Genomic DNA, 17,791 nt, shown 5'->3' with positions numbered 1-17,791 from the left:
TAGGTGAGGCTCCTATACAAACATAGGCTATTGCCCAGAAACGTCGAAAGTCGCCAATGGGTAAAACAGAAACTGTCGGATTAAGGCTTTTTCCAATAGCTAAGAATGTTTTCTTTACGTTGTATAGTGCTAAAACTCGGACGATGAGATGATGCTAGGTCAGAATTCTTGTTCGAAAAGGTTTCTGACCTTTTCTTTATATTTTCAAGACTGACTTATTTGATGAGACAAACTCGCTCCTCACCTGACAAGTGGTTTACTGTGTGAGGAGGAGATGCGGTGAAAAAAAGAAAAAAGATCGATTGGTGGATTTTGGGTCCTTATTTGACTTTGTCCATGATCGGTCTTTTAGAAGTATACAGTGCTAGTTCTTATCGCTTATTGCAAGCAGATGAAAATACAAAAAGTCTATTATTGCGCCAACTGATTTTCATATTTTTGAGTTGGGGCGTAATCTTCTTAGCTCGTTCAATCAAACTGCACTATTTACTTCACCCTAAAATAGCAGGATATGGTTTAGCTTTATCGATTTTCTTTTTGATCTTAGTACGAGTAGGAATATTCGGTGTCACTGTTAATGGCGCGCAACGTTGGATTTCTCTGTTTGGCATTCAATTTCAGCCTTCAGAATTAGCAAATCTTTTTCTGATTTTTTATCTAAGCTGGTTTTTTCGTGACGGAAATAATCCGCCAAAAGACCTAAAAAAACCTTTCTTGATTACAGTAGGCATAACTTTGCTGATTTTATTCCAGCCAAAGATTGCTGGAGCATTGATGATTCTTTCGATTGCGTGGGTCATTTTTTGGGCAGCAGCAGTTCCATTTAAAAAAGGAATCTATCTGATTGTTACTTTTTCCGCCTTATTGATTGGAGCAGCCGGCGGAGTATTATATTTAGGAAACAAAGGCTGGCTTCCCCAGATGTTCAATCATGCTTATGAAAGGATTGCGACTTTAAGAGATCCTTTCATAGATAGTCATGGTGCGGGCTATCAAATGACTCATTCGTTTTATGCACTATACAATGGTGGCATATGGGGGAGAGGATTAGGAAACAGTATCACAAAAAAGGGATATCTTCCAGAGACAGAAACAGATTTTATTTTTTCGATCATTACAGAAGAGCTTGGGCTAATTGGTGCATTGTGTGTACTTTTCTTATTATTCTCATTATGCATGAGAATCTTTTGTTTAAGCAGTCGTTGTAAAAATCAGCAAGCTGGATTGTTTCTTTTAGGATTCGGAACTTTGCTATTCGTTCAGACGATAATGAATGTGGGAAGTATCGCAGGGCTTATGCCAATGACTGGCGTGCCATTACCATTTGTTAGTTATGGAGGAACAAGTTATCTGATCCTTTCTTTAGGAATCGGGATCACGTTGAATATTTCTTCGAAGATACAGGCCGAAGAGTTGCCGCTCTATCGACCTGAAAAACAATAAAGAGAAACTGAGAATCTCTCAGTTTGAATTATCATAAAGGACTATCTTTTATTTTTCAAGCGAGAGATTCTTTTTAGAAAGAGGAATTCGCAATGAAAGTATTTCAAAAAATCATATTATCTGTTTTGTTACTGCTTACACTAGTAGTCGGCTTTTTTTCGATTGAATTTGTCCATGGATTTTCGTCTGCAAAACAGACCTCAACTGTAAAAAAGGTAGAGCCGAAAAGTGTCCCTACCACACTAAACGTGGCTTTGATTGGTTCGGATGCCCGTTCGAAAGACGAAAATGGTCGCTCAGATTCACTTATGGTTGCACAATACGACCAGAAAACACAACAAGCAAAACTAATCTCTATCATGAGAGACTCATATGTCGATATACCAGGTTATGGAATGGATAAAATCAATGCAGCGTACTCTTACGGAGGAGTTGATTTATTGAACCAAACATTAAAGGAAAATTTCAAATTTGAAGCCCCGTATTATGCAAGTATCACATTTCAAGATTTTATCGATTGCGTCAATGAACTGTTTCCTGATGGAGTAAAGATTGATGCAGAAAAATCTTTAGATTTAGATGGCGTATATATAAAAAAAGGGAAGCAAGTAATGGATGGCAATACGTTACTGCAGTATGCTCGATTCCGTGAAGACGAAGAAGGGGACTTTGGGAGGATTAGAAGACAGCAACAAGTGATTAAAGCTATCTCTCAGCAGCTGAAAGACGTCACTTCGATATTTAAATTACCGAAAGCAGTGGGAAAACTACTTGGTAGTATCCAAACGAACCTTCCTGAGAGTGTGCTACTGGATTGCGGTATGGATTTCCTCAAAGACGATAATAAAAAGATCGATACATTATCCGTACCAGTAGACGGCAGTTGGGACTTCAACGACAATACGCCTTCCGGAAGTGTTCTGGAATTAGATTTGACCAAAAACCAAGAAGCAATCAAAAAATTTCTGAATAATTAAGGAAAGAAAAGAAAATAAAAGAAGTTAGAAATAACAATTTATGTTATGTTCTGACTTCTTTTATTATGTTAGAATAAACAGGTATAAATAGTGAAAATAAAGGAATAGCAAGCAAAAGAAGGAGGAAAAAATGAAAAGAAGTGACAAGCACGGCAAAAATCGAACAGGCGCTTATATTGCCGGCGCAGTGATCCTAATAGCAGCTGCAGGTGGCGGTTATTTTTACTACCGGCACTATCAAGAAACCCAAGCAGTAGAAGCTGGAGAAAAGACGGTTGAGCAATTTGTCCAAGCTTTGAACAAAGGAGATTATAACAAAGCTGCAGGAATGGCATCGAAAAAGGCCAAAAATAAAAGTGCATTATCTGAAAAAGAGATTTTAGAAAAATACCAAAATATATACGGTGCTGCCGATGTCAAAGGACTTGAGATATCAAATCTAAAAGTAGATAAAAAAGATGATTCTACTTATAGCTTTTCATATAAAGCAAAGATGAATACCTCATTAGGTGAATTGAAAGATCTTTCTTATAAAGGAACATTAGACAGAAATGATGGTCAAACCACGATCAACTGGCAGCCTAACTTGGTTTTTCCAGAAATGGAAGGAAATGACAAAGTAAGCCTGACCACGCAAGAAGCAACAAGAGGGAACATTTTAGATCGAAATGGGGAACCATTAGCAACAACCGGCAAACTAAAACAATTAGGAGTCGTTCCAAGCAAACTTGGAGATGGGGACGAAAAAACGGCCAATATCAAAGCCATTGCTTCCGCATTCGATTTAACAGAAGATGCTATCAATCAGGCTATTTCACAAAGCTGGGTACAACCCGATTACTTTGTCCCATTGAAAATCATTGATGGAGCAACGCCAGAACTTCCAGCTGGAGCTACCATCCAAGAAGTAGACGGCAGATATTATCCTTTGGGTGAAGCAGCTGCTCAACTGATTGGTTACGTGGGAGATATCACAGCAGAAGATATTGATAAAAATCCAGAATTAAGCAGTAATGGAAAAATCGGACGATCTGGTTTGGAAATGGCTTTTGATAAGGATCTTCGTGGGACTACAGGTGGAAAATTAAGCATCACAGATGCAGACGGTGTCGAGAAAAAGGTTCTGATCGAGCATGAAGTCCAAAACGGCAAAGATATCAAATTGACAATCGATGCGAAGGCACAAAAAACAGCTTTCGACAGTCTAGGAGGAAAAGCTGGATCGACTGTTGCGACAACGCCAAAAACCGGTGATCTTCTTGCGCTTGCTAGCTCTCCAAGCTATGATCCAAACAAAATGACAAACGGGATCTCACAAGAAGACTACAAAGCTTATGAAGAAAATCCTGAACAACCATTCATCAGCCGATTTGCGACAGGTTATGCTCCTGGATCTACGTTTAAAATGATCACAGCAGCAATCGGTCTCGACAACGGCACTATCGATCCAAATGAAGTGTTGACGATCAACGGACTTAAATGGCAAAAAGACAGTTCTTGGGGATCGTATCAAGTAACTCGTGTTAGTGATGTGTCACAAGTAGACTTAAAAACTGCTTTGATTTATTCCGATAATATATATATGGCGCAAGAAACGTTGAAAATGGGGGAGAAGAATTTCCGTGCAGGTTTGGATAAATTTATTTTTGGTGAAGACCTTGATTTGCCAATCAGTATGAATCCAGCACAAATTTCTAATGAAGAGAGCTTTAATTCAGATATCTTGCTAGCTGATACTGGATATGGACAAGGCGAACTTCTAATTAATCCTATCCAGCAAGCAGCAATGTATTCTGTTTTTGCCAACAATGGCACACTTGTCTATCCTAAATTGATTGCAGATAAAGAGACAAAAGACAAGAAGAATGTCATCGGCGAAACAGCGGTACAGACGATCGTGCCAGATTTGAGAGAAGTTGTGCAAGATGTAAATGGTACAGCACATTCTCTTTCTGCTTTAGGGATTCCGTTGGCAGCGAAAACTGGTACAGCGGAAATCAAAGAAAAACAGGATGAAAAAGGGAAAGAGAACAGTTTCTTGTTTGCTTTCAACCCTGATAACCAAGGTTATATGATGGTTAGCATGTTGGAAAATAAAGAAGATGATGATTCAGCAACTAAACGAGCACCCGAACTATTACAATACCTCAACCAAAATTATCAATAAAGAACGACTTCTTAACTATAGTAAAAGGACTGTGACGGGATCGTCACAGTCCTTTTTTTCGAATAAACGACAGGTTCACGACCGCTTTCTGGGTCACTCACACTTCATAAACTTTTTTTGTAAAATATTTCAGAACAAGTGGAGAAATAAGTGTACTTAATAAAATCACGATTACTAAAGGTGAATAGTACTGTGGTTCGATCAATTGACTTTGCTGTCCAATTTGCAAAATGATCAAAGCCATTTCTCCACGCGAAATCATACCAGCCCCGACCATCAACGAACTATGTTGAGAAAAACCGGCAATCTGAGCACCAAAATACCCTCCAAGCAATTTGGTCAAAATCGCTACAAGCGTCAATATAGAAATAAAGAGCAGCTGCTCACCAAAGTCAGAAAAATCAACTTCTAATCCTACACTGACAAAAAATACTGGTATAAATACTGCATATCCTAAGGCTTCAACATTGTGGTATACTTCTTCTTTGACCTTTGTCTGACTGACTGCTATCCCAGCAAAAAAGGCACCAATGACAGAACTAAGACCTACAAGATCCGCTACGTAAGACATACCTAAACAAATAACTAGCGATACGATGATAATAGAAGAATTTGCGTACACTTTTTCTGCAAATGAAAGCAAGAAGGGTGCAATCCATTTGACTAATAAGAAAATAAAAACAAAGTAAACGAGCTGTTCAATCAAAACAAGCGGTAAAGAAGCATTGCTAGAAGCTTCTCCAGTGAGAAAAGATAGACTGAAACTTAGGACTAAAACGACCAAAATGTCATCTACAACTGAAGCGCCTAAAATAGTTGAGCCTTCTTTCGTATTCACCACGTTTAGTTCCTTTAATACTTCAACTGAAATACTGACAGAAGTTGCTGCAAGAATAATCCCAAAGAAAATCGCTTCATTTCCCGAAACTTGGAATGCTTCGCCTGTTAGCCAACCAAAAACAACAGGGAAGATGATTCCAAGTAAAGCAACGAACATGCCTGGTCGGAAATATTTTTTCAAAAGAGATAAATCACTTTCCAGACCAGCTAAAAACATCAATAAGATTACACCAATCTCCGAGAAGTCATGGACTAGAATATCCGGTTTGACCCAATTCAATCCAGCTTGTCCTAGCAAAACACCAACAAGTAATTGTCCGATTACTGCTGGAATACCTAATCTCCTAGAGATATGTGAGCCAATCGTTGTTGAAATCAATATCAGGCATAGAATACCAATAAATTCCATTCTCATCATTCCTTTGTATAAAATATAGCCCGAACTTAGCATAACATATATTATTAATTTTTTCGGACAATATACTTGTAAACAAATCTTATAGTCACAATTTTTTCTTTTAATAGAAAAAAATAGTTTTTATACTAAAATTATGGATTGGATAAATATGTTAAGATGACTTATCAGAACGTTTAAATATTTATCACAGTGGAGGAAGCTTATGGGCGAGCATAAATTAATACAAGAAATAGATAACGAAAGATTAGCACGTATCGAAAATGATCAATGGGTTAACAATATTGCTAATGCCTTTGCTCAGCAATATCATTTTAAAACAAACGATATCAATCGCTTTAATAAAACAAATTTTATTTCAGATTTGACCCCTTTATTTATTAACTTAGTTGATTTAAGTGAAGATGAATTTAAAATAGATACAAAAAATATGAAAGAATCTCTTGTAAGAAGTACTTATGCGCTTGAAAATGCTGAATTATTTCGCAAATATACCAATGAATTGGTTGTTAATGATTCCAGTAGTTTTATTATGATACCTCTTTCTTTCAAAACTGAAAAAAGTTCACATCTTGTAACAGCATCCATCCAAAAAAAAGCTGGTTTTTTTCAGATAGAAATTTTTGATAAAGCTGGAATAGCTCCTCCTGAAAGATCAGAGAAATCTTTAGTTGTTAAAAATAGGGAACAGATGAAGAGGAAAGTAAGTTACATTTATGAAATAAAAGACACAGAAAAAAATTTTGCAGAGATGATTTATGCCCTTGAGAACGGCAGAGGAGAATTCAATATTCCTTTGGATATCAATAATAAAAAACTAAATTATAAAGAGTATATTCCTTTAAGACTCCTCAGTAAAGTAGCAACCAAGGAATATTATGGTGATAAGATCAGAAGTGCGCAAATTATAGGAAATTGTTGCGTAAAATCATGGACAGGAGCATTGAAAGATAAATTGGAACAGTTTCGTATAGAACAAAGTAAGCCGAGTAATGAGTCATTGAATAAAATACTTACAGAAATTGCCTGTCGTCAATTAGAAAAAGCAGGTTATGGTCCCAAAACAATCTATTATTTTAGAGAATTGAACAGCTTATACAGTTATAATAAAATAGAGAGAAAAGATATGAATAATAAATTTTCAAAAAAACAGGAAAATAGTAGGTTGTTCAATCAATATTTTACTGAAACTAAAAATAAGCTTCCGCTTGATCGGATTGCTTTACCTATGTTAAATGCCTCTCTTAAACATAACCATACTGGAACTAAATATAATAAATTAAAAAAACTTTTGGGTAAAAATAAAACAAATGACTCTACTAGTATTTATTTTTTAACAGATTTAGATAAGCAAAAGATTATCGAGAATGTTGGAACTATCGTTTCTCATCATGAAATAAAAAAAACAATGGATACTATAAAAAAGGAAGTCCAAAGGTGCCAGCAGAATAGATTACAGCTCAGAACTGTTCAGGCATATAGCGAAAGATAGGGAGTTGTTCATTTTCTTTTATTATAAAAAGAAAAATTCTGAGATTTTTTTATCTTTGTGAATTAAGACCTCCAGTGTGAACTGGAGGTTTTCTTTTCATCGGAAATCCACTTCAACTTAATAGTTTAACGAGTTTTTTTACTACCACGCGGGAAACTCTCTGCAGACCTTAGCATAACTAGGGTTTTCATAACATACAAACAGAAACCGAAGAATCAATTCTGATTCATCAGTCCCGTAATTATAAAATAAGGTCTTCTTGTGTATACTACAATCAATGGAATTGTTTTTAAAGCATAAAACTCAATACATTCTTCTTATTCTGATAAAATTGATGATCTCCTGGATGCCCATGAAAATCAAGATGAAACCGAATATTTGAAATAGAACCATCAAGCTTTTGAATGGATTGAACAATAAGACGAATCCGCCAATCAACAACAGAATACTATAAACACTCCAACTTTTAGCTTTTGTATTCATACTGAAGAACAACTGGAACAAGCTGTTGATGATAACAGCTAATCCAAGAAGAATCGGCAGGATAGAAACGATTGCAGGTGCAAAAGCATAAACGATCAGCGCGCAGATCAGGAAAAAAAGACCACTAAACAGACCGATACTCCAAGAACCTGTTTTCCTTTTAAAACGGTAAGCCTCAAAAAGATTCAACAACCCAAGCAAAACAAGATAGGCAGTGATCAGATAACCGATAAAATGAAAAACAGCAGAAGGGTTTAGCACAATCGCAATCCCAGAAATAATATAAACAGCAGCTCTTAATAAGGCGTATTTTTGAATATTTTGTTTAATCGTCTCAAACATATAAGAAAACCTCCTTTGACTTATTTTAACGTGAACCAGTCATATTACCAAATCAAACGGTACAAAACGAGTGAAGGAGAAGAGCTTCTTAAGAAAGATCATTTTCTGAGGATCTTTTCCATTTTTTTGCCTTTTGCTAGCTCATCGATCATTTTATCTAAATAACGAATTTCTTTCATCAAGTTATCCTCGATGTTTTCTACTCGCACACCACAAACAACACCTGTAATCAAAGAACGAGAAGGATTGGGGGCAAGGGCTTCCGCAAAAAATTGTTCGAAAGTCACTTGTTTTTGTAGTTGCTCTTCTAGTTCTGTTTGGGAATAACCTGTCAGCCAGCAAATGATTTCATCTACTTCCTCTTTTGTACGATCTTTTCTCTCTGCTTTTGCTACATACATGGGATAAACGCTTGCAAAACTTGTCTTAAAAATACGATTTTGCGCCACAATCAGTCACCTTTCTTCTCTCAAACTATTTACTACTTATAGTATATAAGAAAAAGAGAAGAAAAAGTGATTATTCAAAAAAAAAGACAAAAAGGATTGTGGCAAAATTCTTATCACAATCCTTTTTTCCGAATAAACGGTGTTTTCCTGCCAACTCCTCAGTCACAAGTCACAATATTCAACAAACACGAGAAACTGTTTATTGAAATTGTTCCTTGTGACTCGGAGCTGAACGGTAGGCTCACAACCTCTATCTGACTTTTTTACAATCTTCATCGCTCAAGTGCGCATCAGATAATCGAATGCTCCTAAAGCTGCAGTAGCTCCTGAACCCATTGAAACGATGATTTGTTTGTATGGACTATCTGTACAATCACCAGCTGCGAAAACGCCGGGGATATTCGTTGCGCCATTTTTCTCGGTCACTATTTCATTTCTTGGGTTCATTTCGATCGTTCCATCTAGCCAATCCGTATTAGGAAGTAAGCCGACTAGAATGAATACACCTGAAACAGCTAGTGTATGCATCTCCATCGTACGGCGATCGATATAGGAGAGAGATTCTACCTGATTCGTACCGCTGATTTCTTTCGTCGCTGCATGTTTGATAACAGTGACATTCGCAAGAGAGACTAGTTTATCCTGTAAGATTTGATCTGCCTTTAATTCTGGTAAGAATTCTAGAACATATACATGTTTTGCTAACCCAGCCAAATCGATTGCTGCTTCAACACCAGAATTACCACCACCGATAACAGCAATCTCTTTTCCTTTAAATAGAGGGCCGTCACAGTGTGGACAATAAGCAATTCCTTTATTTTTAAACTCTTTTTCGCCCGGTACATTGATAGAACGCCAGTGCGCACCTGTCGCAATAATTGCCGTTTTTGCTTGAAGTGATATGCCGTTAGCCAAGCCGATAGTGATAAAATCTTGCTCTTTATTTAAGGAAACAGCCTGTTGATTGATCATAATATCGATAGGGTAACTACGCACATGATTTTCTACTTGTTGCATTAATTTTGGCCCTTCCGTGTAAGGGGTACCAATCATATTTTCAATTCCCAGTGTTTCAACGACTTGTCCACCGAAGGAGTCAGCAACAATCCCTGTGCGGATTCCTTTACGTGCTGCATAGATAGCTGCACTACTAGCTGCTGGTCCTCCACCGACCACTAATACATCATAAGGTTTTTTTTCAACTAATTCTTCTTCAACCAAAGGACCAGTGATTTTTTCAACGATTTGTTCGATCGTCATGCGTCCGCTACTAAATTCTTCACCATTTAAAAAAACTGTTGGCACTGCCATGATTTGTTTATCATCGATTTCTTTTTGGAACATACCGCCTTCAATCATCGTATGAGTAATATTTGGATTTAATACAGCTAATATATTCAATGCCTGTACAACGTCGGGGCAATTATGACAAGTCAAGCTGACATAACTGTCAAAATGCAGCGTTTGTTTGATTTGTTTGATTTTGAGACTCAAAGATTCACTGATTTTCGGTGCCCGTCCACTAATTTGCAACAGTGCTAGTAAAAAAGAAGCAAATTCATGACCGAGGGGGATACCAGCAAAAACAATTCCACTTTCTTTGCCAAGAGGGCTGATAGAAAAACTAGGTGTCCGCGTCAACTCTTTTTTTTCCCAAGAGATTTTAGGAGACATTTCTGATATTTCCTTCGTAAATTCTGCTAATTTTTGACTATTTTCACTAGTATCCAGACTAACAGAAAAAACAATAGGAGATTCAATCAGCGCTAAATATTGTTCGAGGTTTTGTTTAGTTTCTTTATCTAACATATCGACTACCTAAATTTTTCCAACAAGATCAAAACTTGGTTTCAATGTTTCGCCACTTTCTTTCCATTTTGCCGGACAAACTTCACCTGGGTGGGTACGTACATATTGAGCAGCCCGTATCTTATCAATCAGTGCACTAGCATCACGACCAATTCCATCTGCATTGATTTCCATGGCTTGAACGATGCCGTCTGGATCAATAATAAATGTTCCTCGTTGAGCTAATCCTTGTTCTTCATCCAACACATCAAAAATACGAGAAATCCGATGCGAAGGATCGCCAATCATCGTGTATTCGATTTTACCAATAGCATCTGATGTATCATGCCATGCTTTGTGAGTAAAGTGGGTATCTGTAGAGCAAGAAAAGACTTCAACGCCCAAAGATTTCAATGTACTGTATTGTTCTTGTAAGTCTTCTAATTCAGTAGGACAAACAAAAGTGAAATCTGCTGGGTAGAAACATAGGATGCTCCAATTCCCCATAAGGTCTTTCTCGCTAATTTCTAAAAATTCTCCTTGATGATAAGCTTGAGCGTTAAATTCTTCGATTCTTTTCCCAATCAATGACATAGTAAAACCTCCAATAATAATTATTTATTTATAATGATTGTAATTTAGTTGGAGTTAGAAAGTCAATGAATATTTTGTTATTTAATAAAGATTACTCAAAAACGCTGGTTAATTATAAAATGGAAGAGGCATAAGAAAATACAACTACTTGAAATACTCAGGATAACGTTGAGTGACAGTTTCTTGTTCTTTCAGCATCATGTGCAAGTGCAATCCCGTTTGAAAACGAGCTTCTTCTGGTTTTTTATCGACTAATGCTCTGAATAAATCTTCATGTTGTTCCATGATCGTTTCCCATGGAAGCCCTTGTATGGTCACTCTTAACCAACGAAAACGTTCTAAATGGGTATTGTGGTCATCTAACCAGTTCCAAACTTCTTTTCTGCCGGCAATTTCGAAACAAGCTTCATGAAATAAATTATCTGCACGAAAAAACGCACGTTCATCCTTTATTTTGGCTGCTTTTTCTTGTTCTTCTAAAATCGTTTCTAACACTATTCGTGTTTGATGGTCCAATTTGGAACAGCATTCGATCATAATCTGCTGTTCTAATTGCTCTCGAACAAATCGAGCATTTTCTGCAGAATAGAGATTGATTCTTGAAACATACGTACCACTTTGAGGAACTGTGTACACGAGTTCTTGTTGACGTAGTTGAATCAATGCTTCGCGAATGGGGGTTCGGCCGATAGAAAGATGTTCCTCCAACACCTTTTCAGATATTTTCCTTCCAGGTTCTAGGTCCGCATAGATGATTTGTTTACGAATCGCTTGATAAGCTTGAGATTGCAAGCTACTTTTCATTTTTATACCTCCAAAATCATTTCTATGAACGTAGTATAACAGAAGAGATCTGAAAAACAATCTGATATGTCACTTAAACTAGTAAATTTGTATAAAAAGTAAAATTTTGATTGACACAGCGGTTTTTATTGCATAAAATTCATTTGAAGACGAAAACTGATATGTTAGTTTAGGAGGGGAAAAATGATTGATTTAAACAACTGGGAGAATTTTATTCCTGAATTATCTCAAAAAGAAGTAGAAATACCTCATTTTGACCGTGCATCATTAAGAGAAACTGGACAAAGAAATCCTGTCTGGATCCATTTTGGTGGCGGAAATCTTTATCGAGGATTTCATGCAGAAATCGCTCAACGTTTAGCGGATCAAGGCGAATTGCCCACTGGTGTCATTGTTTGTGAAACATTCGATGAAGAAATAATTGAAAAGGCTTACCGAGATTTTGATGATTTGATTCTTGAAGTGGTCATGCCAAGCAGTGGAAAATTTGTCAAACGTATATTAGCTGCGACAGCTGACAGTCTGTATTGTCATCCAGATTGCTCGGAACACTTTGCTAAGATGATTGGGCACTTTGAAAATCCGAGTTTACAATTAGTTACTTTTGCTATTACTGAAAAAGGTTATCGATTGAAAGATACAAGTAATAAATATATAGGACCGATTGCAGTTGATATAAAAAATGGTCCGAAAAAGCCATCACATACGATGAGTATTCTTACTGCACTACTTTATAGACGGTTTTTATCGGAAGCTTGGCCGATTGCACTTGTCTCTACAGATAATTTTTCACAAAACGGCAGTCAATTACGTACTTCGTTGCTAGCGATCGCAAAAGAATGGCAAAAGGAAGGTTATGTACCAGAAACATTTATCCAATACTTATCGAATGAAGAAATCGTTGCGTTTCCATGGACAATGATTGACCGTATCACTCCGAATCCTTCCATATCAGTTAGCAGAATGTTGGCAGAAGAAGGCTTTTCAAATATGTCGATCTTGCAAACCGCAAAGGGAACCAATATTGCGCCATTCGTCAATACAGAAGACATCCATTATTTAATCATGGAAGATCATTTCCCAAACGGACGTCCGAGATTCGAAAAAGCTGGAGTGTTCTTGACTGATCGTGCAACGGTAGATAAAGCAGATACGATGAAAGTGACGACTTGTCTTAATCCTTTGCATACGGCTTTAGCTATTATGGGTTGTTTACTGGGTTATAGGAGTATAGCTGAGGAGATGAATGATCCAGATTTGTCGCTGTTAGTTTCTGAAATCGGGTACAATGAAGGTCTTCCAGTCGTAGAATCGCCTGGAATCATTGATCCAAAGACCTTTCTTGAAGAAGTAGTCACTGTGCGATTTCCTAATCCAAATATTCCTGACATGCCTCAGCGAATCGCCACGGATACCTCTCAAAAGGTGGCGATTCGTTACGGTGAGACGATTAAAAAATATATGGAAATAGAAAATAAGGACCCGCAGACTCTTGTGTTCATCCCATTGATTCTCGCTGCTTGGCTTCGATACCTTATTGGCCTTGATGATCAAGGAAAACCATTCACACCGAGTCCAGATCCTTTGCTGATAGAACTTCAGCACAGGCTTTCTGACATTCAATTGGGTACGCAAGATATCTCACATATCCAAGAGAAAATTGCTCCTATTTTGTCAAATAAAGAAATTTTTGGTGTAGATCTTTATCAAGCTGAGATTGGCAGAAAAATAGAAGGAATGTTCATCAAAATGTTGGCAGGACCCAATGCCGTACGAAAAACATTACAGAATTACTTACAAGAACATGGAGGAACTTTATAATGGAAATGACTTTTAGATGGTACGGTTCACAAGAGGAAAAGATTACTTTAGATGAAATCAGACAAATACCTGCAGTCAAAGGTATTGTAGGCACATTGATGGATATACCAGTAGGAGAAGTGTGGCCTAGGGAACGGATCAAAGAATTAAAAGAAGAAATTGAGTCTCGTGGATTGACACTAAAGGTTATCGAAAGCGTCAATGTGCATGATGCCATTAAAATTGGATTACCGTCCCGTGAGCAGTATATCGAAAACTATAAGCAGACGATTCGAAACTTGGCAGAATATGGAATAGAAGTCATCTGCTATAATTTTATGCCTGTATTTGATTGGGTCAAATCTGATCTTGATTACCGCTTAGAAGATGGCTCGTCTACGTTAGCTTTTATATCCGCTGATATTCCAGATGATCCAAAAGAAATCGTCGAACGCATCGAACAGTCCAGCAATGAATTCGAGTTGCCGGGGTGGGAACCTGAACGCTTAGCTCATATCAAATCTTTGCTTGAAGCGTATGCATCAGTAGACGAAGAAAAACTTCGAGAAAATTTTGCCTATTTTCTTCAATCAATCATCCCGACATGTGAAGAGGTAGGGATCAAAATGGCTGTACACCCAGATGACCCGCCGTACTCGATTTTTGGATTACCTCGAATCGTAAAGAATCGAGAAGATCTAGATTGGTTGTGCCGAGTAGTAGACAGTCCTTCTAACGGAATCACTCTTTGTACAGGAAGTATTGCAGAAGATCCAGAAAATGATGTGTATGAAATTTTAGCAGAATTTTGCCAAAGAGATCGGATCCCATTTGCTCACGTTCGAAATATCAAGTTTTTAGATAATCGAGATTTCTATGAAGCACCGCATAAATCAGAATACGGTTCATTAGACATGTACCGTATTCTAAAAACAATGTATGACAACGGATTTGACGGATACATCCGCCCTGATCATGGCAGAATGATTTGGAATGAGACAGGAAGACCAGGATATGGCTTATATGATCGAGCATTAGGTGCGGTATATCTAAATGGATTATGGGAAGCAATTGAAAAAGGAAATGAACGTAAAGAAAATCAGTAAATAATTTATAATTTTATTATGTAAACGAAAAAGATATTCAAACTTTTGTGACATAAATCCGTATGCTTTTTAACAGTATACGGATTTATGTCACTTCTTTGGTCTAGGAACTAGAGGTTATCTTGATTTTCTTTTTCTGATTGGTTTATAAGAGCCTCTTCTTTTAATTCAAAAATATATTCTGAAATCCTCATAATCACTTTTTTCCAATCTTCTGGTGTGATGATTCCCTTTAAAATATATATTTTTTTGATGTGGGAAGGCAATTGTTTCAAAGGGCAGTCACTGATAACGATGTTACAGTTCTCCATAAAATCGTTTTGTATTTTGATCGATTCATTTGAAAAAATTTGTTCTATCTTAACAATCAAATCTTTACTGATATAAAAATCACGCGTATAGTTCACACCAATCACGATCAGCGGTTGTTTTTTGTAACGATCATATAAATGTACTAGATCTTCGACCATCCATAGCACATTTTCTTTTTCTAAAATATCTGGCAGCATATGTTGATTTTGTTCTCTGAAATCCATGTAAAATCGTTCGATAGCTGTTTGGATTTCTTTCAATACGTTGTGCTCTTGATAAAGCATAAAAGTAGGAAGGGGCGTATTTGGTTGATTGAAGTTAAGAAATCCATTATAAAGTTTATTTCGTGCGAACGCCAACGAGTAAAGAATCTTTTCTTTTTCAGGTATAAACAAATCAAATACTGTACAAAAGGATTCCACCATTTTTCTTGAATAAAGAATATGAGGAACATTTGCTTTTCTTAAAAGTTCGTATTGCTCCAAACTTGTTTTATCTGATTCGATTTTCGTGATAGAGAGCCGAGCTAAAATATTCACTAAGATGCGTTGTTCGCGACAAATTGGCAGATTGGGGCGCAAAATATCGACAGAGGGATCAATAAAAAAGTCAATATATTCATACTCTTCAAATTCTCTTTGTACACCTTTCACAGAAGTAGCCGGAAAATTCTCTTTACATATTTTCAACAGCAAATATAATTTATCCATCATACCGCTATTCAGTCGGTCAAGTACCTCTTTTTTAAAAAAAGTATTCATCATAAAAGCAACTACCTGTGGTTCTTCATCATAAAAATCTGTAGCAGTACTTGAAAAGATATTCCAATAAATATCTAATGCTGCATATTGGATTTGTACTTCTTTTCCAGAAAAGGACTTTCTTCCATTATTAGAAAAGGAGACAGACAAACCATACAATGCTAAAAATGCATTGATTTTTTTCATTTTCGTATACAGATAAGAGGCACTATAGTTCGTTTGCTGACTTAAACTGATAATCGAATTTGTCTGACAACTGAACAAAGAAGTCAAGATCTGATAACTGACCGATTCGTTGCAGTACCTTCCAAATAGACGATAGTAGCAATAAGCCGGATCAATTCCTTCAAAATTCAACTTCAAAAAAGGTTTTTGTTTATCAATATGCAGTTTTGTTAGATTGAGACGCTCAAAATCTTGTTCTAATTCTTTGATGTATAATAAAAAATTTGATTCAGACATATGGAAATGATCTGCTAAATATTGTGTAGTAATAAAGAAACGATGTTCAGACAGGTAAAGAAAAATATCTAATTTTGTATTGCTTTTTTTCTTCAAAAGATACGTTTTTATCGCTTCTTGGGTTTGCATGAAGGGCGCTCCTTTTTAGTTAAATTGTTAAAACTTGAAAATATTACTGTTTTTTTCATGAAACTAGACAAAAAGACAGTAAACATATAGGCACAATCTCTACTATCTTATTTCTTGCATACAAAAAAATCAAGGAGTGAGAGAGTTATGAGATATCCAATCATCTTAATCTCAACATTTACAGCCTTAAGCTTATCGCTTACTATAAATCAGACAGTGCATACAGAGGAGATAGGAACAGCAAATTGGGCAGAAACCAAATGGGCCAATGTCAATCGAATTACTTTCCAAGATGAATTTTCTTCCTTCAATTCAGGTGTCACAAAATTAAAAAAAGGACAAACAGCGACCATCAAAGCAACAGTTGATTATTCGGGAGACTTAGCACCGATACGACAATCAGCTGTTACATTTGAGAATGTTGACCCTGCTTTATTGATCAGTTACGACGAGAATACTTTGTCTATCCAACACAAGCAAGCAACATTTACTTTCACCGTCACATTAAATCAGGACTTGCTAAAACCAGCACTGTTTACTGTCAAAGTATCAGATGGCTTACCGAACGATCTTCATTATCTGACGCCGTATAGTCAACGGCAGACAGTTGAGCAAGATTCAGCAATCGACTCAGGAGGAGGAGATCTTGTTGGGGAACCAACGGATAAACCAGAAAATGAAAACAAGCCTGATATACCGCCTACAGAAAATCCAGACGGAGAACAACAACCGGAAATAGAACCTGGTGAAGAGCCTGATACAGAAATGAAGCCAGAGCCAGACAATGAATCAAAACCTGAAACAACTCCCGAAGAAAAACCAGATGTCAGTCCAGAACCAGATACAGACTCTGGAAACGAAACAATACCGGAAACAAAACCAGGCACAGATAATGAAACCGAGAATCCAGAGAAACCAGATGTGACTCCAGAACCAGATACGGACTCTAGCAACGAAGTAACACCAGAAGAAAAACCAGACACGGATAATGAGGTTGAGAATCCAGAAACACCAAATAGGGTTCCTGAAGAAAAGCCAGATGTGGCCCCAGAAATGCCAGAAAAAACACCTGAAACAAATATAACGGCAAAAGAGATAAGCACCCAAAAGGATGAAAAGAAAGAGAGTCAAAAAATAAATACAACCATTCAACAAATAAATGAAGAGAAGCAGAATACAGACACACAACGATTTGATAGCCCTCACCCAGCTGAGACTTTAAAAAGTAGAAAAGATACAATCCTTGCTAGTCCTGATACGAAAAATAAACAGCTGCCAAAATCTGGAGAAGCACAAAATAAAGTCATACTGTGGAGCGGAATCATTCTTTTAAGTATAACAACAATGTTTTCTGTAAAAAGATTTAAACAAAATAGATGACACTGACATTTGAAGAATGTCGGAGAACACATTTTTACAAACGAAAA

Annotated in this window: 14 protein-coding genes and 1 riboswitch; of the genes, 7 read left to right on the top strand and 7 right to left on the bottom strand. The window is 36.8% G+C overall.

The genetic code is table 11. The features are described 5' to 3' along the window. Nucleotides 1-156: riboswitch (M-box (ykoK) riboswitch) on the top strand. A gap of 123 nt (nucleotides 157-279) precedes the next feature. From HMPREF2988_RS02430 to HMPREF2988_RS02420, 3 genes are all read left to right on the top strand, one after another. Next, nucleotides 280-1,443 (top strand): FtsW/RodA/SpoVE family cell cycle protein, encoded by a 1,164-nt coding sequence (locus tag HMPREF2988_RS02430; protein WP_002290697.1) that lies wholly within the window; start codon nucleotides 280-282, stop codon nucleotides 1,441-1,443. Nucleotides 1,444-1,535: 92 nt separating this feature from the next. Continuing rightward, complete coding sequence (locus HMPREF2988_RS02425; RefSeq protein WP_024635234.1) at nucleotides 1,536-2,420, top strand: LCP family protein; 885 nt, start codon at nucleotides 1,536-1,538, stop codon at nucleotides 2,418-2,420. Nucleotides 2,421-2,550: 130 nt separating this feature from the next. Continuing rightward, the gene (locus tag HMPREF2988_RS02420; protein WP_070769932.1) at nucleotides 2,551-4,587 is read left to right on the top strand and encodes a penicillin-binding protein PBP4(5); all 2,037 of its coding nucleotides are present in this window, start codon (nucleotides 2,551-2,553) and stop codon (nucleotides 4,585-4,587) included. A gap of 97 nt (nucleotides 4,588-4,684) precedes the next feature. On the opposite strand, the gene HMPREF2988_RS02415 is transcribed toward HMPREF2988_RS02420, so the two are convergent. Then, nucleotides 4,685-5,836, bottom strand: a complete 1,152-nt coding sequence (locus tag HMPREF2988_RS02415) for a cation:proton antiporter (protein WP_002319954.1) — start codon at nucleotides 5,834-5,836, stop codon at nucleotides 4,685-4,687. A 211-nt stretch (nucleotides 5,837-6,047) separates the two neighbouring features. Here HMPREF2988_RS02415 and HMPREF2988_RS02410 point away from each other — a divergent pair, with 211 nt between their 5' ends. Continuing rightward, on the top strand, nucleotides 6,048-7,334 hold the full coding sequence (locus HMPREF2988_RS02410; RefSeq protein ID WP_070769931.1) for a hypothetical protein: 1,287 nt from the start codon (nucleotides 6,048-6,050) through the stop codon (nucleotides 7,332-7,334). A 303-nt stretch (nucleotides 7,335-7,637) separates the two neighbouring features. On the opposite strand, the gene HMPREF2988_RS02405 is transcribed toward HMPREF2988_RS02410, so the two are convergent. The 5 genes from HMPREF2988_RS02405 to HMPREF2988_RS02380 form a co-directional block, all read right to left on the bottom strand. Further along, nucleotides 7,638-8,159, bottom strand: coding sequence for an HdeD family acid-resistance protein (locus tag HMPREF2988_RS02405; protein ID WP_002290703.1), 522 nt, complete (start codon nucleotides 8,157-8,159; stop codon nucleotides 7,638-7,640). Nucleotides 8,160-8,257: 98 nt separating this feature from the next. Continuing rightward, complete coding sequence (locus tag HMPREF2988_RS02400; RefSeq protein WP_070769930.1) at nucleotides 8,258-8,608, bottom strand: DUF2200 domain-containing protein; 351 nt, start codon at nucleotides 8,606-8,608, stop codon at nucleotides 8,258-8,260. Nucleotides 8,609-8,887: 279 nt separating this feature from the next. Next, nucleotides 8,888-10,417: an alkyl hydroperoxide reductase subunit F gene (gene ahpF, locus HMPREF2988_RS02390; protein WP_070769928.1), complete on the bottom strand. Its 1,530-nt coding sequence runs from the start codon at nucleotides 10,415-10,417 to the stop codon at nucleotides 8,888-8,890. 9 nt (nucleotides 10,418-10,426) lie between these two features. Beyond that, nucleotides 10,427-10,990: an alkyl hydroperoxide reductase subunit C gene (gene ahpC, locus HMPREF2988_RS02385; protein ID WP_002400252.1), complete on the bottom strand. Its 564-nt coding sequence runs from the start codon at nucleotides 10,988-10,990 to the stop codon at nucleotides 10,427-10,429. Nucleotides 10,991-11,134: 144 nt separating this feature from the next. Beyond that, nucleotides 11,135-11,794, bottom strand: a complete 660-nt coding sequence (locus HMPREF2988_RS02380; RefSeq protein WP_070769927.1) for a GntR family transcriptional regulator — start codon at nucleotides 11,792-11,794, stop codon at nucleotides 11,135-11,137. Nucleotides 11,795-11,977: 183 nt separating this feature from the next. Between HMPREF2988_RS02380 and HMPREF2988_RS02375 the strand changes: the two genes are divergently transcribed. Further along, complete coding sequence (locus tag HMPREF2988_RS02375) at nucleotides 11,978-13,615, top strand: mannitol dehydrogenase family protein (protein WP_070769926.1); 1,638 nt, start codon at nucleotides 11,978-11,980, stop codon at nucleotides 13,613-13,615. Continuing rightward, entirely contained in the window at nucleotides 13,615-14,700 is a 1,086-nt protein-coding gene (uxuA, locus tag HMPREF2988_RS02370; RefSeq protein WP_070769925.1) for a mannonate dehydratase, read from the top strand. The genes HMPREF2988_RS02375 and uxuA overlap by 1 nt, the downstream gene beginning before the upstream one ends. Nucleotides 14,701-14,810: 110 nt before the next feature. Here uxuA and HMPREF2988_RS02365 read toward each other — a convergent pair whose 3' ends face one another. Further along, on the bottom strand, nucleotides 14,811-16,364 hold the full coding sequence (locus tag HMPREF2988_RS02365; protein WP_070769924.1) for a helix-turn-helix domain-containing protein: 1,554 nt from the start codon (nucleotides 16,362-16,364) through the stop codon (nucleotides 14,811-14,813). A 147-nt stretch (nucleotides 16,365-16,511) separates the two neighbouring features. Here HMPREF2988_RS02365 and HMPREF2988_RS02360 point away from each other — a divergent pair, with 147 nt between their 5' ends. After that, on the top strand, nucleotides 16,512-17,744 hold the full coding sequence (locus HMPREF2988_RS02360; protein WP_070769923.1) for an LPXTG cell wall anchor domain-containing protein: 1,233 nt from the start codon (nucleotides 16,512-16,514) through the stop codon (nucleotides 17,742-17,744). The last annotated feature ends 47 nt before the right edge of the window (nucleotides 17,745-17,791 follow it).

This window comes from Enterococcus sp. HMSC061C05, assembly GCF_001814765.1.
GTDB classification, from domain to species: Bacteria; Bacillota; Bacilli; order Lactobacillales; family Enterococcaceae; genus Enterococcus_B; species Enterococcus_B lactis.
Note: the sequence above shows the minus strand (reverse complement) of the source record. Positions and strands in the feature narration are given on the sequence as shown.